This window comes from Microbacterium sp. 11MF (assembly GCF_000383475.1).
Classification (GTDB): Bacteria; Actinomycetota; Actinomycetes; order Actinomycetales; family Microbacteriaceae; genus Microbacterium; species Microbacterium aquilitoris.
This window is the reverse complement of record NZ_KB911461.1, coordinates 1-22,670: the sequence shown is the minus strand read 5'-3', so window position 1 is coordinate 22,670 and position 22,670 is coordinate 1. Positions and strand designations below refer to the sequence as shown.

Annotated in this window: 24 protein-coding genes; 13 read left to right on the top strand and 11 right to left on the bottom strand. The window is 69.6% G+C overall.

The genetic code is table 11. The features are described from left to right. Nucleotides 1-71: 71 nt before the first annotated feature. Together H286_RS0112100 and H286_RS0112095 are read left to right on the top strand one after the other, a co-directional pair. Nucleotides 72-242, top strand: coding sequence for a CsbD family protein (locus H286_RS0112100; RefSeq protein WP_018187735.1), 171 nt, complete (start codon nt 72-74; stop codon nt 240-242). Between the two features lie 227 nt (nt 243-469). Then, a complete protein-coding gene (locus H286_RS0112095) occupies nt 470-1,756 on the top strand; it encodes an MFS transporter (protein ID WP_020098349.1) in 1,287 nt (428 codons plus the stop codon). Here H286_RS0112095 and H286_RS0112090 read toward each other — a convergent pair. The 7 genes from H286_RS0112090 to H286_RS0112060 form a co-directional block, all read right to left on the bottom strand. After that, nucleotides 1,753-2,265, bottom strand: a complete 513-nt coding sequence (locus tag H286_RS0112090; RefSeq protein WP_020098348.1) for a tetratricopeptide repeat protein — start codon at nt 2,263-2,265, stop codon at nt 1,753-1,755. The genes H286_RS0112095 and H286_RS0112090 overlap by 4 nt on opposite strands. After that, on the bottom strand, nt 2,258-2,770 hold the full coding sequence (locus H286_RS14610) for a GNAT family N-acetyltransferase (protein ID WP_020098347.1): 513 nt from the start codon (nt 2,768-2,770) through the stop codon (nt 2,258-2,260). Before H286_RS14610 ends, H286_RS0112090 begins: the two co-directional genes overlap by 8 nt. A 62-nt stretch (nt 2,771-2,832) precedes the next feature. After that, nucleotides 2,833-3,006 carry a hypothetical protein gene (locus tag H286_RS14945; protein WP_020098346.1) on the bottom strand — a complete coding sequence of 58 codons (174 nt, stop codon included), beginning with the start codon at nt 3,004-3,006 and terminating at the stop codon, nt 2,833-2,835. 194 nt (nt 3,007-3,200) lie between these two features. Then, nucleotides 3,201-5,378, bottom strand: coding sequence for a heavy metal translocating P-type ATPase (locus tag H286_RS0112075; protein WP_020098345.1), 2,178 nt, complete (start codon nt 5,376-5,378; stop codon nt 3,201-3,203). Then, a complete protein-coding gene (locus H286_RS0112070) occupies nt 5,375-5,656 on the bottom strand; it encodes a heavy-metal-associated domain-containing protein (RefSeq protein WP_020098344.1) in 282 nt (93 codons plus the stop codon). The genes H286_RS0112075 and H286_RS0112070 overlap by 4 nt, the downstream gene beginning before the upstream one ends. 19 nt (nt 5,657-5,675) lie before the next feature. Continuing rightward, nucleotides 5,676-5,957 (bottom strand): metal-sensitive transcriptional regulator, encoded by a 282-nt coding sequence (locus tag H286_RS0112065; RefSeq protein ID WP_018187744.1) that lies wholly within the window; start codon nt 5,955-5,957, stop codon nt 5,676-5,678. A gap of 46 nt (nt 5,958-6,003) precedes the next feature. Next, complete coding sequence (locus tag H286_RS0112060; RefSeq protein ID WP_020098343.1) at nt 6,004-6,708, bottom strand: FadR/GntR family transcriptional regulator; 705 nt, start codon at nt 6,706-6,708, stop codon at nt 6,004-6,006. Nucleotides 6,709-6,846: 138 nt separating this feature from the next. Here H286_RS0112060 and H286_RS0112055 point away from each other — a divergent pair, with 138 nt between their 5' ends. The 9 genes from H286_RS0112055 (at nt 6,847) to H286_RS0112015 (ending at nt 15,329) form a co-directional block, all read left to right on the top strand. Next, complete coding sequence (locus tag H286_RS0112055) at nt 6,847-8,229, top strand: GntP family permease (protein ID WP_020098342.1); 1,383 nt, start codon at nt 6,847-6,849, stop codon at nt 8,227-8,229. Continuing rightward, a complete protein-coding gene (locus tag H286_RS0112050; RefSeq protein WP_020098341.1) occupies nt 8,222-8,989 on the top strand; it encodes an SDR family oxidoreductase in 768 nt (255 codons plus the stop codon). Before H286_RS0112055 ends, H286_RS0112050 begins: the two co-directional genes overlap by 8 nt. A gap of 17 nt (nt 8,990-9,006) precedes the next feature. Further along, the gene (locus tag H286_RS0112045) at nt 9,007-10,029 is read left to right on the top strand and encodes an L-idonate 5-dehydrogenase (protein WP_020098340.1); all 1,023 of its coding nucleotides are present in this window, start codon (nt 9,007-9,009) and stop codon (nt 10,027-10,029) included. Continuing rightward, nucleotides 10,026-10,520, top strand: coding sequence for a gluconokinase (locus H286_RS0112040; RefSeq protein WP_020098339.1), 495 nt, complete (start codon nt 10,026-10,028; stop codon nt 10,518-10,520). Before H286_RS0112045 ends, H286_RS0112040 begins: the two co-directional genes overlap by 4 nt. A 188-nt stretch (nt 10,521-10,708) precedes the next feature. Next, nucleotides 10,709-11,290: a class I SAM-dependent methyltransferase gene (locus tag H286_RS0112035; protein WP_020098338.1), complete on the top strand. Its 582-nt coding sequence runs from the start codon at nt 10,709-10,711 to the stop codon at nt 11,288-11,290. 59 nt (nt 11,291-11,349) lie between these two features. Continuing rightward, nucleotides 11,350-11,901 carry a MarR family winged helix-turn-helix transcriptional regulator gene (locus tag H286_RS0112030; RefSeq protein WP_231370959.1) on the top strand — a complete coding sequence of 184 codons (552 nt, stop codon included), beginning with the start codon at nt 11,350-11,352 and terminating at the stop codon, nt 11,899-11,901. Beyond that, nucleotides 11,898-12,815 carry an NmrA family NAD(P)-binding protein gene (locus tag H286_RS0112025; RefSeq protein WP_020098336.1) on the top strand — a complete coding sequence of 306 codons (918 nt, stop codon included), beginning with the start codon at nt 11,898-11,900 and terminating at the stop codon, nt 12,813-12,815. Before H286_RS0112030 ends, H286_RS0112025 begins: the two co-directional genes overlap by 4 nt. A gap of 241 nt (nt 12,816-13,056) precedes the next feature. Further along, a complete protein-coding gene (locus tag H286_RS0112020) occupies nt 13,057-13,944 on the top strand; it encodes a UbiA family prenyltransferase (protein WP_051090681.1) in 888 nt (295 codons plus the stop codon). After that, on the top strand, nt 13,941-15,329 hold the full coding sequence (locus H286_RS0112015) for a phytoene desaturase family protein (RefSeq protein WP_020098334.1): 1,389 nt from the start codon (nt 13,941-13,943) through the stop codon (nt 15,327-15,329). Before H286_RS0112020 ends, H286_RS0112015 begins: the two co-directional genes overlap by 4 nt. Before the next feature lie 6 nt (nt 15,330-15,335). On the opposite strand, the gene H286_RS0112010 is transcribed toward H286_RS0112015, so the two are convergent. The 4 genes from H286_RS0112010 to dnaB form a co-directional block, all read right to left on the bottom strand. Continuing rightward, nucleotides 15,336-15,908 (bottom strand): dihydrofolate reductase family protein, encoded by a 573-nt coding sequence (locus tag H286_RS0112010; protein WP_020098333.1) that lies wholly within the window; start codon nt 15,906-15,908, stop codon nt 15,336-15,338. Between the two features lie 25 nt (nt 15,909-15,933). Further along, on the bottom strand, nt 15,934-16,560 hold the full coding sequence (locus H286_RS0112005; RefSeq protein ID WP_020098332.1) for a hypothetical protein: 627 nt from the start codon (nt 16,558-16,560) through the stop codon (nt 15,934-15,936). Between the two features lie 46 nt (nt 16,561-16,606). Continuing rightward, the gene (locus H286_RS0112000; RefSeq protein WP_020098331.1) at nt 16,607-18,568 is read right to left on the bottom strand and encodes an MDR family MFS transporter; all 1,962 of its coding nucleotides are present in this window, start codon (nt 18,566-18,568) and stop codon (nt 16,607-16,609) included. Nucleotides 18,569-18,787: 219 nt separating this feature from the next. After that, the gene (gene dnaB / locus H286_RS0111995) at nt 18,788-20,158 is read right to left on the bottom strand and encodes a replicative DNA helicase (RefSeq protein ID WP_018187763.1); all 1,371 of its coding nucleotides are present in this window, start codon (nt 20,156-20,158) and stop codon (nt 18,788-18,790) included. 451 nt (nt 20,159-20,609) lie between these two features. Here dnaB and H286_RS0111990 point away from each other — a divergent pair, with 451 nt between their 5' ends. Together H286_RS0111990 and H286_RS0111985 are read left to right on the top strand one after the other, a co-directional pair. After that, complete coding sequence (locus H286_RS0111990; RefSeq protein ID WP_020098329.1) at nt 20,610-21,737, top strand: hypothetical protein; 1,128 nt, start codon at nt 20,610-20,612, stop codon at nt 21,735-21,737. 97 nt (nt 21,738-21,834) lie between these two features. After that, on the top strand, nt 21,835-22,670 hold an 836-nt coding region (locus tag H286_RS0111985; RefSeq protein ID WP_020098328.1), incomplete at its 3' end, for a chaplin family protein.

Genomic DNA, 22,670 nt, shown 5'->3' with positions numbered 1-22,670 from the left:
CCGAAATCAAGCGGTTGAGTGGAATCATCGCGAGTCAGATCCTGGGATTCCCACGAACTGAGGAGTGTGCCATGGGTCTCGACGACAAGATCAAGAACGCTGCGCAGGACATCGCCGGCAAGGCGAAGGAAGCCCTGGGCGAGCACCGCAATGACGAGGACCTTCGCCGCGAGGGCGAAGCCGACCAGCGCGAAGCGAACCTCAAGAAGGCCGGCGAGAACGTCAAGGACGCGTTCAAGTAAGCCAGTTGGACTGAATGTGAAGGGCCCCGCCGGTCAGCCGGTGGGGCCCTTCCTTCGTGTGCGGCACCCCGGACGGCGCGCTGTGGGCTGTGCACGGATGCAAGGGATGCCGCTCGACGCGCCGCGCCGCGGCATCCACCACCGGCGTGTCGGCCTCGATCCCTTGCATCCGCCACCGCCGGCGGGCGAGCGGCGGGCACAGCCGAGTCCGTCGATAGGGTCGCATCATGCGCGAACCGACCCCGCGGCCGCCCGACAGCGGGCGGCGACCCGAGGTCCTGCGCATCCCGGCATTCCGGCTCTTCTGGACGGCGACGACCATCCGCGGGTTCGGGTCGGCCATCGCGAACGTCGCGTTCCAAGTGCTCATCGTCACGGTGGTCGCGGCGACGCCGGCGCAGATCGGCATCCTGAACGCGCTGGGCGTCGCGCCGTACCTCTTCCTCGGGTTCATCATCGGAGCGCTGATGGATCGTTGGAATCGGCAGCGCACGCTGGTGCTGACGAGCATTGGCCGCGCGGTCGTCTTCGCGCTGATCCCGGTCCTGCCGCTGCTCGGCCACCTCGACTTCTGGTCGCTCGCGGCGATCATGCTCACGCTCGGAGTCCTGACCCTGTTCGCCCAGTCGGCGGAGCAGCCGTTCGTGCCGCAGATCGTCCCCCGGTCGTCCCTCGTGTCGGCGAACGCGAGACTCGGCCAGAGCGAGACCGTCGCGGGGACGGCGGGCCCTGCTGCCGGGGGCGCACTCCTCACCCTCGTCGGCGCGCCTCTCATCTTCGTGTTCGAGGCCGTCATCCATGCGGTGTCGGCCGTTCTCCAGTCCCGCATCCGGGTCACCGAGTCCGCGCCCGCTCCCCGCAGGGCGGGTCGTCACATCGGTCACGACATCGTCGAAGGCATGCGCTTCACGTACCGGCACAAAACGCTTCGCCCGCTGGCGCTGTCGGTGCACGTCTGGTTCCTCGGCAACAGCATCGTGGCGACCGTGTTCGCCGTCTTCGCGCTCCGAGAACTGGGGATGCCGGCCTGGGCCTACGGCATCGCGGTGGCCGTCGGCGGGGTCGGCGGCTTCCTCGGCGCGATCATCGCGCCCGCCGTCGGCGAGCGGATCGGAGCCGGGCGGGCGATCCTCGTCGGCCGCAGCCTGACGGTCGTGCCGTGGCTGCTCCTGGCGGTCGTCCCTCTCAGCAGCGCGACGACCATGACGGTGCTCCTCGTGATCGTGTCGATCGCGCAGTTCCTCTTCGGCCTGGCGATGGGCGTCGAGGATGCGAACGACATCTCGTATCGTCAGGCGATCGCGCCCGATGCGATCCAGGGCCGCATGAACGCGACGATCCGCACGACGAACCGCATCGTCTTCTTCTTCGGTGCCCTCGGCGCCGGGGTGCTCGCCACCTGGCTCGGGTACGCGGCCAGCCTCGGCGTCGCGGCCGCGGTCTTCGCCGTCGCTGCGTTGGTGATCGTGTTCTCGCCGCTGCGGAACGCGCGCCACGGCGAGGCCGGGGTCTAGCCGGCGGATTCTCCCGCGTCCAGGTCGCGCAGATAGGCGGCGTTGCCGCGGATCGCCGGCTTGTAGCGCTCGAGCTCGGGAGAGTCGACGTAGCTGGCGATCACATCGAGGAGCGATCCGAGCGCGGCGTGCACGTGCCCCGCCGCGTGCAGCGTGATCGCCTCGAAGACGGCGAGGGATGCGGCATCCGGAAACTCGTCTCGTGCCGCGGTGAAAAGCGCGATCGACGCGTCGAAACGACCGAGGTTGCGCAGCGTGCTGCCGTACTGCAGGAGGCAACGGCGTCGGACATCTCCTTCGAGCCCGGCGGCGAGAGCCTGTTCGTAGAGCTCGGCAGCCGCCTGCCCCTGACCGGCCGTGTCGTGCGCGCCGGCGTACTCGTAGAGCACCCGCGCGTCCGTCGGATGCTCGTCGTAGATGACTTTCAGAGCCGCCAGTGTCGGCGCCATGTCGTCGCGATCGCGTGCGGCCAGCAGTCGATCGAGCTCGGCGTAGACGGCGTCAGTCATGGTCCGATCGTGTCACGGTGCCGAGGGCGCGTTCGAAGAACACGAGGTCTCCACGTCGGCCGACCTCGTGAAGCCCTGCTTTCTCGAGCACCCGGCGGGATGCCGCGTTCGTGCGTTCGGTGTCGGCCTTCGCGCGAAGCGCACCCCACTGCCCGGCGTGATGCAGGGCGAGCATGACCGCGGCGGATGCGAGCCCACACCCTCGTGCCGCGGGTATCAGGCCGTAACCGAATTCGACCGCGCCGCTCGCATCGGGCGGCCCGAAGAACCCGAATCCGCCGACGGCGGCGCGGTCATCAGGGCGTCGGATCGCGTACATCGTGAACGGAGTCTCCGACAGTTCCGAGGCCGCCAGCGCGGCCAACGGGTCGAGTTCGTCGACGAACGGGTAGTCGGGATGCCAGTCGTCACCCGGTTGCTCGGTGCGATCGATGATCCGGCGGGCGATGTCAGGAGTGATCGGGGTGAGGAGGACGTGGCTGTTCGCGAGCATCAGCTCCATCATCGCTTGCACCTCGGCACGCAGGAGTGCGCGCCGATGCGATAGATCGACCGGTCACGCGACGGTCATCGGCCGCTGGTGGCAGATGTCCGCAGGCCGAGATAGGCGCCCGGGCCGATCAGCGTCGCGCCCGCGACGAGTCCGATGAGAGCGTTGTCGGTGATCAGGCCGACCGCGAAGGCGAGGATGACGGCGGCCGTCGCTCCCGCTGATGCTCGAGACAGCTGAGTGATGTCCATGCCCCCGACGGTAGGCCGAGGCTCCATCAGCTGCCTCCCCCGGGCGGGGGATTCCGGGGCTCCCGCCGCTTTCGGAGTACGCCGATGCAAGAGATCCGGGGCGACACCCCGGTGAGGGATGCCGCGGCCCGGCGTGTCGCGCTCGAACTATTGCACCCGCGAACGGGCGCGACGCCCGCGCGCCGAGCACACGCTCAGCCCCGCCCGACCCCCTGGAACCCGCGCAGACGCAGGCTGTTCGTCACCACGAACACGGATGACAGCGCCATGGCGGCCGCGGCAACGAGCGGGTTCAGCAGCGCGGCCATCGCGAGCGGGATCGCGGCGACGTTGTACGCGAACGCCCAGAACAGGTTGCCCTTGATGACGCCCAGGGTCCGCCGCGCGAGGCGCACCGCATCGGCGACGACGGTGAGGTCGCCCGAGACGACGGTGATGTCGGATGCCGCGATCGCCGCATCCGTTCCGCCGCCCATCGCGATGCCGAGGTCGGCAGCGGCGAGCGCCGCAGCGTCATTGACGCCGTCACCGACCATCGCGACGACCCGGCCCTCACCCTGCAGGCGACGGATCGCGTCGAGCTTGCCCGCCGGAGTCACGCCGGCTTCGATGCGGGAGATCCCGACCTCGGCGGCGACCCGCGCTGCCGAGGAGGCCGTGTCGCCGGTCAACAGGATCGGCTCGAGCCCCAGCTCGCGGAACCGGGCGATCGCCGCGGCGCTCGAGTCCTTCACCGTGTCGGCCACGACGATCGCACCGAGGTATGCGCCGTCGCGGGCGACCGCGACGACCGTCCCCTTGGGCAGATCCGCGGGCACGACGACGGCCCACTGCTCGGCCAGCCACGACGGCCGGCCGGCGACGACCGCCGCGCCGTCGACGACGCCCTGCACACCGAACCCGGCGTGCGACTGGAACGACTCGACACGTCCGCCCGGCGATGCCGCGACGATCGCGCGGGCGACCGGGTGCTCCGACCCCGACTCCACTGCCGCAGCGACCGCAAGAAGCTCATCGCGGGACACGTCCACAGGCAGCACTTCGGTGACGCTCATGCGTCCGGTCGTGACGGTGCCGGTCTTGTCGAGCACGATCGTGTCGACGGTGCGGGTCTGCTCGAGCACCTGAGGTCCGCGGATCAGGATGCCGAGCTGCGACCCGCGTCCGGTTCCCACCAGCAGGGCGGTCGGGGTCGCGAGTCCGAGCGCGCACGGGCAGGCGATGATGAGCGTCGCGACCGCGGCCGTGAAGGCGAGCTCCCACGGCGCACCGGCGATCGTCCAGCCGACGAGGGCGGCGAGCGCGAGCCCGATCACGACGGGCACGAAGACGGCCGAGACCCGGTCGGCGAGGCGCTGCACCTGGGCCTTGCCGGTCTGCGCCTCCTCCATGAGCCGCCGCATCCGGGCCAGTTCGGTGTCGGCTCCGACGCGCGTGATCTGCACCTCGAGGCGCCCACCGACGTTGATGGTCGCCCCGACGACGCGAGAACCCTCGGTCACCTCGATGGGCATCGACTCCCCCGTGAGCATGCTCGCGTCGACGTTGCTCATCCCGGCGGTGACGAGTCCATCCGACGGGACTTTCTCACCGGGGCGCACGACGACCGTGTCGCCGACGACGAGCTGTGAGACGGGAACGCGCGTCTCGACACCGTTCTGCAGCTTCGCGGCATCCGTCGCCCCGAGTTCGAGCAGTGCGCGCAGCGCCTCGGACGACGACCGCTTCGCGCGGGCCTCGATGTAGCGGCCCGCGAGGATGAAGACCGTCACGAGCGCGGCGACCTCGAGGTAGATCTCGTGCCCGCCGGCCCGCGGCGCTCCGACGAGTGTGAAGGTCATGGTCATGCCGGGCATGCCCGCGCCGCCGAAGAAGAGCGCGTACAGCGACCAGCCGAACGAGGCGATCACACCGAGGCTGATCAGTGTGTCCATCGTCGCCGCGCCGTGGCGCAGGTTGACGGCGGCGGCCCGGTGGAACGGCCACGCGCCCCAGACCGCGACGGGGGCGGCGAGGGTCAGCGCGAGCCACTGCCAGTTCTCGAACTGCAGCGCGGGGATCATCGACATCAGCGCAACGGGCAGCGACAGGGCGGTGCTGATCAGCAGCCGCTGGCGGAGCGGCTTCGTCTCGTCCTCGGACTCGGCCGCTTCCGGCTCGGGCGTGGGTACGGTCGCGGCGTACCCCGCGGCCTCGACGGCCGCGATGAGCTGCGCCGTCTCGACACCCTCGGCACGGACGCGCGCCTTCTCGGTGGCGTAGTTGACGGATGCCTCGACGCCGGGGAGCTTGTTGAGTTTCCGCTCGATGCGGGTGGCGCACGAGGCACAGGTCATCCCCGAGATGTCGAGCTCGACGTCGGTGGTGCTCACGCCGACACCCGGGTGTATCCGGCCTCCTCGATGGCGGCGGTCAGGGCGTCGTCGTCGAGGGGGGTCGCGCTGTGCACGGTGACGTGCGAGGTGCCGCCGGCGACGAGGTCGACGGACACAGCCTCGACACCGTCGATCTCGGAGAGCTCTTCACGAACGCTCGCGACGCAGTGCGCGCAGGTCATCCCGGTGACGAGGAGTTCTTCGTTGACAACGGATGCCGGGGCTGCGGCGGACGCGGAGACGTCGGTGAGTCCGAGCTGGATGCGGTCGGTCATGGTGTTCTTCCTCCGGGTTTCAGGAGCGGACGAGACGCGCGATCGCGTCGTTCGCCTCGCGGATCTTGTCGGCGGCGACCTGGCCGCCTTCGGCACTCGCCTCAGCGACGCAGTGGCTGAGGTGGTCGGACAGCAGCGAGAGCGCGACGGTCTCGAGTGCCTTCGTCGCGGCGGACACCTGCGTGAGGATGTCGATGCAGTACTTGTCCTCGTCGACCATGCGCGCGATGCCGCGGACCTGGCCTTCGACGCGGCGCAGCCGCTTCTGCAGATCGTCCTTGTTCGCGTCGTATCCGTTCATGCTGAATACGGTACCCCCCTAGGGTATACGCGTCAAGCGCCCTGAGTCAGACTTCCTCGACCTCGCCGGAGACGAGGGTCAGGTGCTCTCGGGCCGAAGCCTCCGCGTCGGCACCGCGGCCGTCGCGGATCGCCTGGGCCGTCGCGAGGTGGGCCTCGAGGGTGCCGACGCGCGGCATCCCGGGCGTCAGACCTCGCACCGATCGGCCGCGCAGGATCTCGGCGATGGGGTCACCGAGCTTCTCGAACAGGGCGTTGCCAGAGGCCTTGAGGAGGAGCCGATGGTAGGCGATGTCGGCATCGAGATACTCGTCCGAGTCACCGAGCCCCTGACTTCCGAGGTCGCTGAGCAGCGTCGCCCACCGCACAAGCTCGTCGCGCTCAGCATCCCCCGCCCGTTCCGCGGCCAGCCGGGCGGCGACGGGTTCGACGGCGACGCGCAGGTCGGTCAGCTCGATCAGCACGTCGCGCCGACGCGGGCTGTCGAGCGACCACTCGATGATGTCCGCGTTGAGGATGTCCCACTCCGCCTGCGGACGGACGACGAGCCCGACGCGGCGACGCGAGGTGAGCAGCCCGTGCGCTTCGAGGACCCGGACCGCTTCGCGCACGACCGTCCGCGATGCGGTGAACGACTCCTCGAGACCGGCGAGGGTCAGCCCTGTTCCGGGCGGCAGCTCACCGCCGACGATCCTCCGGCCGAGGGTCTCGACGATGTGAGCGTGGGATGCGGTGGTGGCAAGCGTGGGCATCGGTGTCCTTCGTAGCGATGCTCACGCTACCGCGAAAAGTACGATCATTCGCTTGCGAAAGGTACTACTTATGTGGCACCGTGGGCTCGCTGCCGGGAATGGCCCCGGCACCGGGACGATTCACTGGAGAACACACCCATGGATGAGTGGACGCAAACACTCGGAGCGCTACCGCTCCTCCTGATCGCGGCCGGAGCGGTCGCCCTGATCCTCCTGCTCATCATCAAGGTGCGCCTGCACGCGTTCATCGTGCTGGTGCTGGTCTCGCTGCTCACGGCGCTGGCCACCGGCATCCCCGTCGGCAGCATCGGCAAGGTGCTGATCGACAGCTTCAGCTCCACCGTCGGCACGGTCGCGCTCCTCGTCGGCTTCGGAGCGATGCTCGGCGCCCTCATCGAGAGCTCGGGCGGTGCCCGCGTGCTCGCCGAGAAGATGGTCTCGGTCTTCGGCGAGAAGCGCGCCGCGATCGCCTTGAGCGTCGCGTCGCTTCTCATGGGCTTCCCGATGTTCTTCGACGCCGGCCTCGTCGTCATGCTGCCGATCATCTTCGCGGTGGCCCGACGCATCGGCGGCAAGCACATGCTGCTCTACGGCATCTCGGCCGCCGCCGCCTTCTCGGTCATGCACGTCTTCGTGCCGCCGCACCCCGGCCCCATCACGGCCAGCGAGACCTTCGGAGCGAACCTCGGCCTCGTCCTGCTCATCGGTCTCGTCGTCGCGATCCCCACCTGGTACCTCAGTGGTTACCTCTGGGCGCGCTTCATCGACCGCCGCATCCCGCTCGCCATCCCGCGCCTGTTCGGCGAGGACGTCGAGCCCACGAACCCGCCGAAGGCCGGCACCGTCATCGGCGTCATCGCCATCCCGCTGGTCCTGATCCTCCTCAACACCGGTTCCGCCGCGCTCGTCTCGGCCGGAGCCGTCGACGGCACCGCCGTCTGGGTGCAGGCGCTCGGCCTCATCGGAACGAGCCAGGTCGCCCTGCTCATCGCGGTGCTCGTCGCCCTGTTCGTCCTCGGCACCCGCCGCGGGGTCGGCGGCAGCGCTCTGGACAAGATCGTCGAGTCCTCGCTGGGGCCGATCTGCTCGGTCGTCCTCATCACCGGCGCCGGTGGCATGTTCGGCGGCGTCCTTCGCGCCTCGGGCATCGGCGACGCGCTCTCGGACTCGCTCGCCTCGATCGGTGTGCCGGTCATCTTCGCCGCCTACATCATCGCCGTCCTCCTCCGCGTGGCGCAGGGTTCGGCCACGGTCGCCCTCGTGACCGCAGCGGGCCTCGTCGCCCCGGCCGTGGTCTCCGGCGGCTTCAACCCGCTGCAGGTCGCCTGCATCGTGCTCGCCACCGCCGCCGGCTCGGTCTTCGCCGGTCACGTCAACGACTCGGGCTTCTGGCTCGTCGGCCGCCTCATGGGCATGGACGTAAAGACGACGCTCAAGACCTGGACCGTGCAGCAGGCCATCGAATCGGTCGTCGGTTTCCTCATCGTGCTCGGCATCTTCGGCGCGGTGTCCCTTGTCTGACGTCTTCGACCTCACCGGCCGCCTGGCCCTCGTGACGGGATCGTCGCGGGGGCTCGGCCAGAGCCTGGCCGTCGGTCTCGCCGAGGCGGGCGCCCGGGTCATCGTGCACGGCCGCGACGCCGAGGCGGTCGGCCGCAGCGCCGACGCGATCGCCGAGCGCACCGGCGTCCGTCCTGAAACGACCCTGTTCGACGTGACGGATGCCGCGGCTGTCGAGACGGCGATCGGTGAGCTCGTCGAGCGGGTCGGGACACCCGACATCCTCGTCAACAACGCCGGTATCCAGCGACGGGCGCCCTTCGCGGAGTTCCCCGTCGCGGACTGGGATGCCGTCATCTCGAGCAACCTGTCGAGCGCGTTCTACGTGTCGCGCTTCGTCGCGCCCGGCATGATCGCGCGCGGCTCGGGCAAGATCATCAACATCGCCTCCGTCCAGTCGCTACTCGGGCGTCAGACCATCGCGCCGTACGCCGCGAGCAAAGGCGGTATCGCTCAGCTCAGTCGCGGGATGGCCGCGGATCTGGCGCGCCACGGCATCCAGGTCAACACGCTGTCGCCGGGGTACTTCGCCACCGAGATGAACGCGGCGCTCGTCGCGGACGCGGACTTCTCGGACTGGGTCGCCCAGCGCACCCCGGCCGGCCGCTGGGGTGACGTCGCGGAGCTGCGCGGACCGCTCGTGTTCCTGGCCTCGGCGGCGAGCGACTTCGTGAACGGCCAGAACCTGTTCGTCGACGGCGGCATGACCGCGGTCGTCTGATCCGAAAAGAGACACACATGGACGCAGTCGTCATCGGCGGCAAGCTCGACCTCACGGTGGCGGACCATCCCGTCCCCGAGCCCGACGCGGGGCAGGTCCGCGTGCGGGTGGGATACGTGGGCATCTGCGGATCCGACCTGCACTATTACTCCGAGGGCGCGAACGGCGCGTTCGTGGTGACGGAGCCGCTCGTTCCCGGGCACGAGCTGTCGGGCTGGGTCGACCTCGACCCCGACGGCCGCTTCGCACCCGGCACGGCGGTGACGGTGCATCCCGCCCGCTTCGGTCCCGAGGGGCCCATTCCCGTCGAGCCGCACCTGCGCCCCGGCGGCAGCTACCTCGGCAGCGCCGCGACGACCCCGCACACGCAGGGCGCGATGAGCGAGTACCTGGTGGTGGATGCCGGCATGATCCGGACCCTGCCCGCCGACCTGCCCGTGCGCCGCGCCGTCCTGGCCGAGCCGCTAGCCGTCGCCCTGCACGGCGCCGGCCGCGCCGGCTCCCTCGCCGGTGCGCGCGTGCTCGTGTGCGGCGCCGGTCCGATCGGGCTCCTCGCCGTCGTCGCCGCGCAGGAGGCGGGAGCGGCGAACGTCGAGATCACCGACCTGCTGCCCGAGCCGCTGGCGCGCGCACGGGCGCTCGGGGCCGACGGCGTCTGGCGCGTCGGCCAGGATGAGATCCCGTCCGACACGTACGACGTCGTCCTCGAGTGCTCCGGTGCCGCACCCGCGGTGTCGTCCGCGATCGCCGCCGTCCGCCGTCGAGGCACCATCGTGCAGATCGGGATGCTGCCGAACCAGCCGGTCGGCGTGAACATCGCCCCGCTCATCTCCAAGGAGGCGACGCTCACCGGTGCCTTCCGCTTCCTCGACGAGATCGACGAGGCGATCGAGGTCCTGCGGCGTCGCCCCGAGATCGAGGCCGTCATCACCCACGAGTTCCGCCCCGACGCGGCCGTCGACGCGTTCGAGACCGCACGGCGCTCCGCCGAGAGCAGCAAGGTCGTCGTCGCTATGAACTCTGCGAAGGTGGAATCGTGAGCACTGCACCGCGCGTCGTCGTCATGGGTCCGAGCGGATCGGGCAAGACCGCCGTCGGCGCGGCCCTCGCTGTCGACCTCGGCGTGGACTTCGTCGATGCGGACGATCTGCACCCCGCTGCCAACGTGGAGAAGATGGAAGCGGGTCACCCGCTCGACGACGACGATCGCGCGCCCTGGCTCGACATCGTCGGACAGACCCTCGCCGAGGCGCCGGGCCTCGTCGTCGCATGCTCCGCCCTCGCGCGGCGCTACCGCGACCGGATCCGCGCCGCCGCTCCCGACGTGCGCTTCGTCGAGTTGGTCGTCTCGCCCGAGGAGCTGGACCGTCGGATGCGGTCGCGTCAGCACTTCATGCCGCCTGCGCTCCTGGCCTCGCAGCTCGCGACCCTCGAGCACCTCGGGGCGGACGAACCAGGCGTCGCGGTCGAGAACGTCGGGCGCATCCTCGACGTCGCGCGCCGCGCCCGCATCGCGCTCGACGTCGCCTAGGGGCGCCCCCGGGGGCATCCCGTTCCCCTGTCACAACACGCCGCCCGCCCGCGCACTTCGCGACAGACGAGGGGGTGCCGCGCGGTCGCGCCCGCCTCTCCTGTCACAACACGCCGCCCGCCCGCGCACTTCGTGACAGGCGAGCGGATGCTGCGCCCGAGAGCAGCGCACCGCGCGAGAATGGCCCGATGGCGGAGGCGAGCGACTGGCAGCAGTACTACTCCGCTGCGGCGGGCCGGGCGCCACGGCCCCACCTCGTCGCGGCTCTCGAACACGTGACCCGCGTGGGGACGGCGATCGACCTCGGTGCCGGGGACGGCGTCGACTCGCGATTCCTCCTTGATCGGGGCTGGAAGGTCGTGTCCGTCGACGCGACACCCGGACTGCGGGAGCGCATCGCGGCACGTGCGGACGCATCACCGCGTCTCGATGCGCGTGATACGTCGTTCGGCGATCTCGCCGAGTTGCCGGATGCCGATCTCATCCTCGCAAGCTATTCGTTGCCGTTCGCTCGCGCGACCGAATTCGCCCACATCTGGACGCTGATCACTGCGGCGCTTTGCCCGGGTGGCGTCTTCGCGGGTCAGCTCTTCGGACATCGCGACGATTGGGCTGCGCGCGACGACGTGCTCACACACTCGGTGAGCGAGGTTGCGGACCTTCTTGCGCAATGGCAGATCGTCGAACTCAGCGAACGCGAGAGGGACGGCCCGTCGGGTCGGGGGCCGAAGCACTGGCACGTCTTCGACTTCATCGCCCGTCGCCTCTGATTCAGTCGATCGCAAGATCGTATTTGCAGAAGACGATCTTGCACATGTACGGTTGCGACGTGATCGACACAAAATCATCCGAGATCGACTGGGATGCCGGCGGCATCGAGACCGAGCTGGGCTGGGCCCTGCCCCTCACCTTCCAGACGTTCACGCGCCTGGGGGCCGAAGCGGTGAGCGCGATGCCGCAGGGTCCGCGCGGGTATCAGGTGCTGGTCGCGATCACGACCGAGGAACCCTCGTCGCAGCTGCAGCTGGCCCAGCGCCTCGGGATCGACAAGACGCAGATGACGTACCTGCTCGACGCGCTCGAAGCGGAGGGCCTCGTCTCGCGCAGGCCGGCGCCGACCGATCGACGCGTGCGCCACGTCCATCCGACCGACGCGGGCCGCGCCACCCTCGACACCGCGCGTGCACAGCTCCGCCAGGCGGAGGACCGCCTGCTCGGCACGCTCGACCCCGATGAGCGCGCGACGCTCCGGACCCTCCTCGCCCGTGTCGCCGTCGCCGCCGACGCGGCGCGCACCGACCCGGACTTCGAACACCCCGTCGCCGCGCCCGAGCGCTCGCGCCGCGGAACCTCCACCCCCACAGACAGGACCCCCTCGTGACCACCACCGTTCTCGTCGCCGGCGCAACCGGCGACATCGGCAGCCGCATCTCCCGCGAGCTCCTGTCCCACGACGTCCAGCTCCGGGTGCTGACCCGCCCCGGAAGCTCAACCGCGGCAAAGCTATTCGGCGACGACGCACGGGTCGAGATCATGACCGCCGACTACGCGGACCACGACGCGCTCGTGGCCGCGGCATCCGGTGTCGACGTCGTCGTCTCGGCGGTCAGCGGCATCCGTCCGGTCATCGTCGACGCGCAGCGCGCACTCCTCGCCGCGGCGGTCGCGGCCGGCGTGCCCCGTTTCCTCCCGTCGGACTACTCCGCCGACTACCGGCGCCTCACCCCGGGGACCAACCGCAACCTCGAGCTGCGCCGCGAGTTCGCCGCGGACCTCGACGCGGCGCCGATCCAGGCGACGTCGGTGCTGAACGGCATGTTCACCGAACTGCTCGCCGGTCAGGCACCGATGATCCTCCGCGATCGCAAGCGCGTGCTGTTCTGGTCGTCGGCCGACCAGACGCTCGACGTCACCACGAAGGACGACACCGCTCGGACCGTCGCCCTGGTCGCCCTCGATGCCGACGCCCCTCGCGTCGTCGAGGTCGCCGGCGACCGGATCACCGCCCGCCAGGTGGCGGAGCTCGCCTCCGAGCTCAGTGGCGAGACCTTCAAACTGCAGTGGGCGGGCACGACGAGGACGCTCTCGGCGATGGCCGCGGTGGGACGACGCCTCTCGCGCGACCCTGACGAGACGTTCCCCGCCTGGCAGGGGATGCAGTACTTCGTGAGCATGTTCAGCGGCGAGGGCGAACTGCGCCACGTGGACAACCAGCGCTATGGACGTCAGAGCTGGACGACGGCCCGCGACATCCTGCAGCCCTGGCTCACGGGCACGGGAACCCCCGCAGCCTGACCCCCGCTCCACGCGGCATCCCGCGCTCCCCTGTCACAACACGCCGCGTGCCTCCGCACATCGCGACAGGGCAGCGAGCGCCGCGCCCCTGACCCCCACTCCCCTGTCACAACACGCCGCGCGCCTTCGCACGTCGCGACAGGCGAGCAACCCCGGCGCAAGAGCCGCCGGTGCGGCACCCCCGCCGCATACAATCGCGGGACACGGTCGTCCGCGCCGTCGCCACCCGAGGAGTCCCGCCATCGACCATCAGCCCGCTCCGACTCGCCGCGCCTCGGCCTGGTCGACGCTCGGCCGTCTGGTCCACATCTCGCGCCCGGTCCTCTGGATCAACACGATCGGCACCGGTGTTCTCGGCATGTGGCTCACGGGGCAATTGCTGGATGCCGCGGCGATCCCGCTCCTCATCTGGTTGACCCTGCCGTTCAATCTGCTGATCTACGGCGTGAACGACATCTTCGACCAGGAGACCGACGCGCTGAACCCGCGGAAGGGCTCGATCGAGGGCGCTCGGATCGAGCCGCGCGAGGTGCGGCTGATCGTCTGGGCCGTCGCGATCACGAATGTGCCGTTCCTCGTCTGGTTCCTCATCGCCTACCCGCCCGCGGCCGTCGGGCTGATCCTCCTCTACACGCTGGTCTTCGTCTTCTACTCGGCGCCCCCGCTGCGGTTCAAGCAGCGGCCGTTCCTCGATTCCCTCAGCAACGCCGCCTACGGCCTGCCCCTGCTGATCGTCCCGGTCGCGCTCGGCGAGCCGCCGCTGTGGCCCGCCGTCATCGGCCTCCTCGCATGGAGCGTCGCGAAGCACGCCTACGACGCGGTGCAGGACATCGACGAGGATCGCGAGGCCGGCATCCGGACGACTGCCGTGCTTCTCGGGCCTCGCGGCACGGCGGTGTGGAGCGGATGCTGGTGGCTGGCGTCCACCGTCCTGTTCGCCCTCGTCAGCATCCCGGTCGCAGCTCTCAACCTCGCGATCGGGGGCGTCCTCATCGTGTGGCTGCTGCTGCGCCCCACCCCCGCGACCGGGCGTCGCCTGTACCCGGTGTCGATCGCCTTCCCCTACGTCGCCGGCTCGGTCGCGAGCGGGCTGCAGCTGACGAAGATGTTCTTCGAGGTGTACGGATGAGCCGCATCGTCGTCATCGGAGCAGGTCTCGGGGGCCTGGCGGCATCCGCTCTGCTCGCCCGTGCCGGACACGACGTGACCCTGCTCGAGCGGGCCGCCACGGTCGGCGGCAAGAGCCGCCGGCTCGAGGTCGACGGCGAGCGCATCGACTCCGGCCCCTCGCTCGTGACGTTCCCCGGCGTGTGGGAGGAGCTGTGCGCACGCCTCGGCACGGACCCCGGCGCGATCGAGCTGGAGCGGCTCCCCGAGGTCGGCCGCTACTACTACGCCGGCGAGGACGTCACCCTCCCCGTGCCGCCGGAGCACCCCTGGTACCCGGCGTGGAAGCGGTTCAGCGACGAGCACGCGCCCCTCGCCGACGACGTGACCGCGCTCCTCGTCGCCGATCCGCTCGACCGACGGTCGCTCCCGGCGCTGCGCCGGCTGCTCGCGGTCTACGGACCGCGGCTGAGCACCCGCTCGTACCTCGACAGCCTCACGTGGATGCCCGAGGGCCTCCGCGAGATCATCGCCATCCACACGCTCAACGCCGGCGTCCCGCCCGAGCGCACCCCCGCGCTCTACGCGAGCATGCCGGCCGTCATGGCGGCATCCGGTGTGTGGGTTCCCCGCGGCGGCGTGTACGAGATCCCGCTCGCGCTGGAGCGTATGGCGGATGCCGCGGGCGTCGACATCCGCACCGGCGAGACCGTGACGCGCATCGAGCGTGGACGGGTGACGACGGCGGGCGGCCCGTTCGCGGCCGACATCGTCGTGAGCGCGCTCGACGCGGACCGGGTGAATGACCTGCTCGGCGGGCGGCGGCGCACCCCGGGCGCCCTGTCGTGCTCCGCGGTGGCGATCTACGGCGCGCTCCGCGAGCCGCTGCCCGAGCGGATCGCCGCGCACAGCGTCATCCTCCCCACGAAGCCCGACGCCCTGCACCGCAGCCTCGCCGCGGGCGATGAGCCCGCCGACACGATGGCGTTCGTCAACCTCTACCGCGCCGGTCAGGTCTACCCGAACGATCGGAGCACGCTCGCCGTACTGCTGACCGCGCCGGCCGACGGTTCGGGTTACAGCCTCGAGCACCCGTTCGTCCGGCGCGAGATCGAGCGGATCTCCCGCACGATGGGCCTCGACGAACTACTCACCGATTCGATGACGGATGCCGCTGTGCTCGATCCGCAGTACTTCGGCTCATTCGGCGAGCGACACGGCGCCCTGTACGGAGCGGCGCGGCCGCTCTGGATGAGCGGCCCGTTTCACCAGCCCTCGCATCACGACCTGCGGCGGCCGTGGTTGTGGCGGGTCGGCGCCTCGGTGCACCCGGGCGGCGGGATTCCGGCCGTGCTCGGCGGAGCGATGATGGTGGCCGAGAAGCTGCTCCGGCGGCATCCCGCCTGACCCTCGTCAGCCCGCGCGGCGGGCGTACTCCTCGATCGCAACGCCCGAGGCGAACTCGCGCACGCGCGTCCGCGTGAAGGGGTACTCCGCGGGGGCGGCCTCACCGAACAAGCGGATGCCGGAGCCCAGAGCCACCGGGTGGCGCTTCAGCACGAGGCGGTCGATCTCGGGCAGCAGGGCTCCGGCGAGCTCTCCCCCACCGCAGAGCCAGATGTCCGCGCCGTCCTCGTTCTTGAGGGACCGGACGGTCGCCACCGGATCGTTCGTCAGGGTGACCGAGGGGTCGACCTCGCGCTCCCGACGGCTGGCGACCAGTTGCCGGAGGTGCGGGTACGGGCTCGTGATCCCGGCATCCAATGCGGGAATCAGGGTGTTCCAGCCCATGACCACGGTGTCGAACGTCGTGTTCGTGGGCTGGATGCCGACCGCCCGCTGCACGTGCCCGGGCAGGGCGTCGGCGTACTCGCCGAAGATGGCGGCGTTGTGGTCGCCCTCGATGAGGAAGGCGTCGTACCCGCCGTTCTCGTCGGCGATGCAGCCGTCGATGCTCACGGCGACGTAGTAGACGAGGTTGCGCATGATGTCTCCTTCGGGGGTCTGTGTGTCAGAGCCAGAGCAGGATGGCGATCGCCAGGATGAGGCCGAGCATGAGCGAGGTCGTCCACGCGGTGGCAGCGGCCAGGGTCCACGCTTCTCGCTCCTGCAGTACGAGGCGGCGCGTGTCGCCCGCAGACAGCTTCTTGGCCGCGCGGTGCGTGTAGACGACGACCGGCGTCGCGAGTATGGCCACCAGGATGAGGCTGAGCAGCTGGATCACGAGACCACTCTCGCGTCGACCGATCGCGAGGGCCTCCCACGCGGTGGCGAGCGTGCTCGCCGTCTCGCGCGGTCCGCACAGGGCCACGAGCGCGGCGGCGCCCACCATGACGACGAGCGCACGGAGGGCTCGCTCGCTCCGCGCCGCCGCCGCAATCACCGGACCCGCGCCGGTCGCCTTCGAGAACCCTCGCCGTGCAGCGCGGAGCGAGAGGGGCCAGAGGACGACGCCGACGACAGCGGCGATGATCCACGCGAAGACCTGCTCGGGCGGCATCCGCACCCCGAGATTCTCGGCGAGCAGGATGCCGCCGATCCACGCGCCGATCCCGACCGGAACCCCGACGCCCACCGCGAGGACCACGATCACGATCTGCACGGCCGGCGACGGGGTGCGGTCGCCTCGCGAGCTCATCCCCCCACTCTAGGAACTCGGGTGGACCCCCGGCATCCCGCCGGCGTCAGCCGAGCGCGATCGGCTCGGGCTGACGCTCGGCGTCGGCTGACTCCTGCAGCGCCGACTTCTGACGCAGCGGCGGAGTGCGGAAGAACAGCGTCAGGACGAACGCGATCAGGGCGACGCCCATGGCCACCCAGTACACGCTCACCGTCGACTGGTTGAACGACACCAGAAGCGGCTTCGTCAGGCGCGGGTCGGCACCGTTGAGGAACGAGGTGTCGTCCATCGTGCTGTCGTCGAAGGAGGAGCCCGACGAGTTCGACATCCCGTCGATGATCTGCGGGACCGCCTGGTCGACGAAGGCGCGGCGGGCAGCGGCATCCGTGAAGTCCAGCGTCACGGTGCCGTCGGCCGCCACCTTCGCGACGGGCAGCTGCTCGGTGATCTTCGCCCCCGCCTGCGCGATGGCCTGCTGCTCGGCTTGGGCGGTGGCCTCCTGTTGGGCGGCGGCGGGGATCGCCCCGGATGCGACCTGCTGTGCGACCGCGTCGGCAGCCGCGGCCTTCGCCTCGTCGACGCCCTTCTGCGCGCCGTCGAGGGCGCCGTCCGAGAGCTGGCCCACGAAGGGGTCATAGACCTTCGACATGATGCCGGCGTTGGCCGGTGCGCTCGCGACCGTCGGGTCGAGGGCGGCGTCGAGGGCGTCGGAGAGCGACTGCTGATCCTTGAAGTTGGTCTGCAGGTTCAGCGGGACGAGCGTGAAAAGCAGCGACAGCAGCACGGCCGTGCCGAGCGTGCCACCGATCTGACGGAAGAAGGTCGACCCCGAGGTGGCGACGCCGATGTCCCGCGGACCGACGGAGTTCTGCGAGGCGATCGTGAGGGTCTGCATGAGCTGGCCGAGGCCGAGACCGATGAGGAGCATCGCGCCGGCGAGGTGCCAGTACGAGGAGTCGTACCGGACGAAGGTCAGCGTGAGGAAGCCCAGCACCATGAAGGCGGTGCCGATGGTCGGGAAGATCCGGTAGTGGCCCGTGCGGGCGATGATCTGACCGCTGACGATCGACGAGATCATGAGTCCCAGGATCATCGGCAGCAGCTGGATGCCGCTCTCGGTGGGCGTCGAGCCGAGCACGAGCTGCAGGTAGAGCGGCAGCGTGAGCATCGCGCCGAACATCGCGAAGCCGACGAAGACGCCGATGATCGTCGCCATCGAGAACGTCGACGACCGGAAGAGCTTGAGCGGGATGAGCGCGTCGTCCTTCATGCCGCGCTCAATCAGGATGAAGGCGACGATGCCGACGACCCCGATGACGTAGCAGGCGATGGCGATGGGTGAGGTCCAGCCCCACTCGCGGCCCTGCTCCGCGATGAGCAGCAGGGGAACGAGCGCGATGATGACCGCCGCCGCACCGAACCAGTCGATGCGCACCCCGCCGTGCGGGTGCCGCGGGATGTGCAGGAACCGCAGGACGACCGCGAGCGCGACGAGGCCGATCGGCACGTTGATGAGGAAGACCCACCGCCACCCGGCGATGAAGAGGATCTCACCCGAGCCGGCGAACAGGCCGCCGACGAGCGGGCCGATCACCGACGAGATACCGAAGACGGCCAGGAAGTAGCCCTGGTACTTGGCGCGCTCGCGGGGGGCGAGGATGTCGCCCATGATCGCCAGTGGCATCGACATGAGACCACCGGCGCCGAGACCCTGGATCGCGCGGAAGGCGGAAAGCTCGATCATCGAGGTCGAGAAGCTCGCGGCGACCGAGCCGACGATGAAGATCGCGATCGCGATGATGAAGAGGGGCCGGCGTCCGAAGATGTCGGAGAGCTTGCCGTAGATGGGCGTCGAGATCGTCGACACGATCAGGTACGCAGTCGTCACCCAGGCCTGCTGGCTGAGGCCGTTGAGGTCGTCGCCGATCGTGCGGATCGCGGTGCCGACGACGGTCTGGTCGAGCGCGGACAGGAACATCCCCGCCATGAGTCCGAAGATGACGAACAGGATCTGGCGGTGGGTCATCACCGGGGTGCTTCGGGTGGTCGGGCTCGACACGGCAGCAGTGGTCACGGTTCCTCGGAGGGGTGAAGGCCGGTAAGGATTCCGCGCGGCGGGTCATGCGCGGCGGGGGGCCGGCGGTGGCCGGCAGAACAAGTTGTGTTTTGTCAACCATAAGCGTGTCGACCCCCCGCGTATTCCCTTTTCTTCGCTCTCGGCCTTCGCGTGCCTGCGTGGAGCGGCTCAGTCCATCCCGACGGCCATGTCGGTGAAGCGTGAGAAGTGTCCCTGGAACGCGACGACGACCGTGTCGGTCGGGCCGTTACGGTGCTTGGCGACGATGAGGTCGGCTTCGCCGGCGCGGGGGCTGTCCTTTTCGTAGGCGGCCTCGCGGTGCAGCAGGATGACGATGTCGGCATCCTGCTCGATCGACCCCGATTCACGCAGGTCGCTGATGGCGGGCTTCTTGTCGGCGCGCTGCTCGGCACCACGGTTCAGCTGCGACAGGGCGATGACGGGAACCTGCAGCTCCTTCGCCAGCAGCTTCAGCGCACGCGAGAACTCCGAGACCTCCTGCTGACGCGACTCGACGCGCTTACCGCTCGTCATGAGCTGGAGGTAGTCGATGACGACCATCTCGAGTCCGACGCGCTGCTTGAGCTTGCGGCACTTCGCGCGGATCTCGACGAGCGTCATGTTCGGGCTGTCGTCGATGTACAGCGGCGCGTCGTTGATGCGCCCGCGGGTCGAGGCGATCGTCGTCCAGTCGCGGCTGTCGAGCATGCCCTTTCGCATGCTCTGCAGCGGCACCGCACCCTCGGCGCTCATGAGTCGCATCGCGATCTCGCTGCGCCCCATCTCGAGCGAGAAGAAGACGGTCGGGCGGTTGTGCTTGATGGCGGCCGCGCGGGCGAAGTCGAGCGCGAGCGTCGACTTACCCATGGCGGGGCGAGCGGCGACGACGACCATCTGCCCGCCGTGCAGGCCGTTGGTGAGCTGGTCGAGGGCGGCGAAGCCGGTCGGGATGCCGGTCATCTGACCATCGCGGCCACGTGCCGCCTCGATCTCCTCGACGGCGGCATCCACGGCGACCTGCAGCGGGACGTAGTCCTCGGACTGCTCCGCGCCGGTGACGGAGTAGATCTCGGCCTGGGCGTTGTTGACGAGGTCGAGCGCCTCGCCCTGCCCGTTGTAGCCCATCTGGACGATGCGGGTGCCGGCTTCGACGAGGCGGCGGAGCAGCGCACGCTCACGGACGATCGATGCGTAGTACGCCGCATTCGCCGCGGTGGGGACGATCGACGTGAGGGAGTGCAGGTAGTCGGCACCGCCGGCGCGCTGCAGATCGCCGGTCTTGATCAGCTCGTCCGTAACGGCGACGACGTCGGTCGGCTCACCGTGGGAGTACAGCGAGAGGACGGCTTCGAAGATCAGCTCGTGCTTCGGCACGTAGAAGTCCGTGCCGCGGAGCGCCTCGATGACGTCGGCGACCGCATCGCCCGAAAGGAGCATGCCGCCCAGGGTGCTCTGCTCGGCGAGCATGTCGTGAGGAGGAACCCGCTCAGGGCCTCGGGCTCCGCCGATCCGGTCGTCGGACAGATCCGCAATCGACATCCAAGCCCCTCTTCCGGGCCCGCTGGAAGGCCCTCGCACACGTTATGGAGGGGTTCCGACACACGCAAACCGGCCTGTGGATAACTGTGTGGACAATCTGCGCAAAACGCCGCGGACCCTGTGCACAGACCCTGTGGACAACGCGTGGAATCTCACAGAAGCGACGCCGATAAATCATGCTCGACCGGGAGTTTTCTTTCCCACAGTCTGTGGATAGATATCCGACCTCAAGTGCCGGTTGAAGGTTCAGGGTTATCCCCACCCATGTGCAGAATCCCGGATTTGTCAAATGAGAAAGTCGGCCGGTTTCTGCGGTCTCCCGGCCCCTCAAAAGGATGCCCGAGAAGCTCTTGTCAAAATCATAGGAAGTGGATACCGTGTCTGGTCCAGGCACCCCGCAGAACGCGGCGATCACGGCGCGTGTTCCGATGAGACATCGTGGAGGTGACCTGTGCTTACGACGCAACGCGCGTTCGTCCGACTCGGTCTCCTCGCTGCGATCGGATTCGGCGTCGCACTGCTCTGGGTGGCCTTCGCGGTGGCCTTGAGCGCATCGCACGCCCACGCCGCCGACCGCGAAGACGATGGACTGCTCAGCGGGGTGACCAAAGTCGTCGGACAGACCGTCGCACCGGTGACCGAAAAGGTCGTGAAGCCCGTCACCGAGGAGGTCGTCACGCCCGTGGCCGAGAAGGCGGTCGCGCCCGTCGAGAAGGTCCTCACGCCCGTCGCCGACAAGGTTGCGAAGCCGGTGGCCAAGAAGATCGTGAAGCCGGTCGTCGAGAAGGCGATCAAGCCCGTCACGGACAAGGTCGTCAGGCCTGTCACAGACAAGGTCGTACGGCCTGTCACAGACGAGGTCGTCACGCCGGTCGTCGACGAGGTGGTCGCACCCGTCACCGACAAGGTCGTGAAGCCCGTCGTCGACACGGTGGTCAAGCCCGTCACTGACACCGTTCTGCCGCCCGTTGTCACCGTCGTGACGCCCATCACGGATGGTGTCGTGGCTCCTGTCGTAGATGCCGTCCGCCCGGTCATCGAGCCGGTGGTGGACGCGATCGACCCGGTGATCGACACCGTGCTCCCCCCGGCCGTGGACGCCGTCGACCCCGTGACAGAGCCCGCCACACCCGGCCTCGGCGTCATTCCCGCTTACCCTCTGCCGCTGTCACCAGCGTCGCCCGACGCCGATGCTTCCGCGACCGGCACGACACCCGCCGCAACCGCTGCTGCTGCACCTTCGACGCCCGCTCCCGCCGCCGGGGTGAGCCCCGCCACTCTGGCAACGCGTGACGCCTTCCAAGCAGCCGTGACGGCTGGTTCCGCCGCTGACGCATCGTCGGCCGCTGCTGGGCCCGAGGCATCCCCTGCGCCTGACAGCGCCCCGCCCGCGGCCGCAGCGCCCCTGGCGGGAACCGGTTCTCTGACTTCTGCTTCCTCTGGAGGAGGTGCCGGGTTGTTCGCCCTGCTTCCGTTCGGTCTCCCCGTCGCGCACCGTGCCTGGGCGCGGCGGGGACGGCCGAACGATGAGCACGGCCTGCCCGCGCCCTTCTTCGACACCGACGTCTCTCCCGACTGACGGGGACTCTGCCGCGCATTTTCGCGGCACGCATCCCGCACGTCCCGCGTGACGGCGCACTCGCGCCATCCCCAGTCATGTTCCAGGAGAGAGAGAAATGAACACCATGTTGTCGCGCGCCCTGCTGGGCACGCTTGTCGCCGGGGGGATCACCCTCTTCGGCGCGGCAGCCGCACAGGCTGCAGAACCGACCACCTCTGGAGAGGACGGGCTGCTCTCCGGCACCCAGGCCCTCCTCAACGTCGACGTCCCCATCAGCGTCGGTGACACGGCGATCTCGCTGATCGGCGACTCGTCCACGAGCTCGAGCGACAAGGGGTCCTCCCCGGCTCCGTCGCGCGATTCGGGCTCTGCATCCACCAGCGGCTCTGACGGTGCTGCCTCCGGTTCGCAGGCGATCATCAACGTCTCCGTCCCCGTCACCGTGAAGGACACGGCGGTCTCGGTCGTCGGCGACAGCTCGACCAAGAGCACGGATGCCGCACCTACCGCACCCGCAAAGGAGCCCGCCACGGCTCCCGCAGCGTCGACCAGCGGGTCTGACGGCCTCGGGTCCGGCACCCAGGTCGTCGCCCCCGTCAAGGCTCCGGTGACCGTCAAGGACACCGCGGTGTCGGTCATCGGCGACAGCAAGACCGAGAGCACGGATGCCGCGGCCCCGGCTGCACCGTCGTCGCACGCACCGTCGTCGCCCGCACCGTCGGCCACCACCGACGGCTCCGACGGCGCCGTCTCCGGAACGCAGGTCGTCGCGCCCATCACCGTCCCCGTGACGGTCGAGGACGTCGCAATCTCCGTCATCGGTGACAGCACCACCGAAAGCACCGACGCAGCCACCCCGGCCGCACCCACCGGCACCACCGGGACCCCGTCCACCGACGGCTCCGACGGCATCGGCTCGGGCACCCAGGTCGTCACCCCGATCACCCTCCC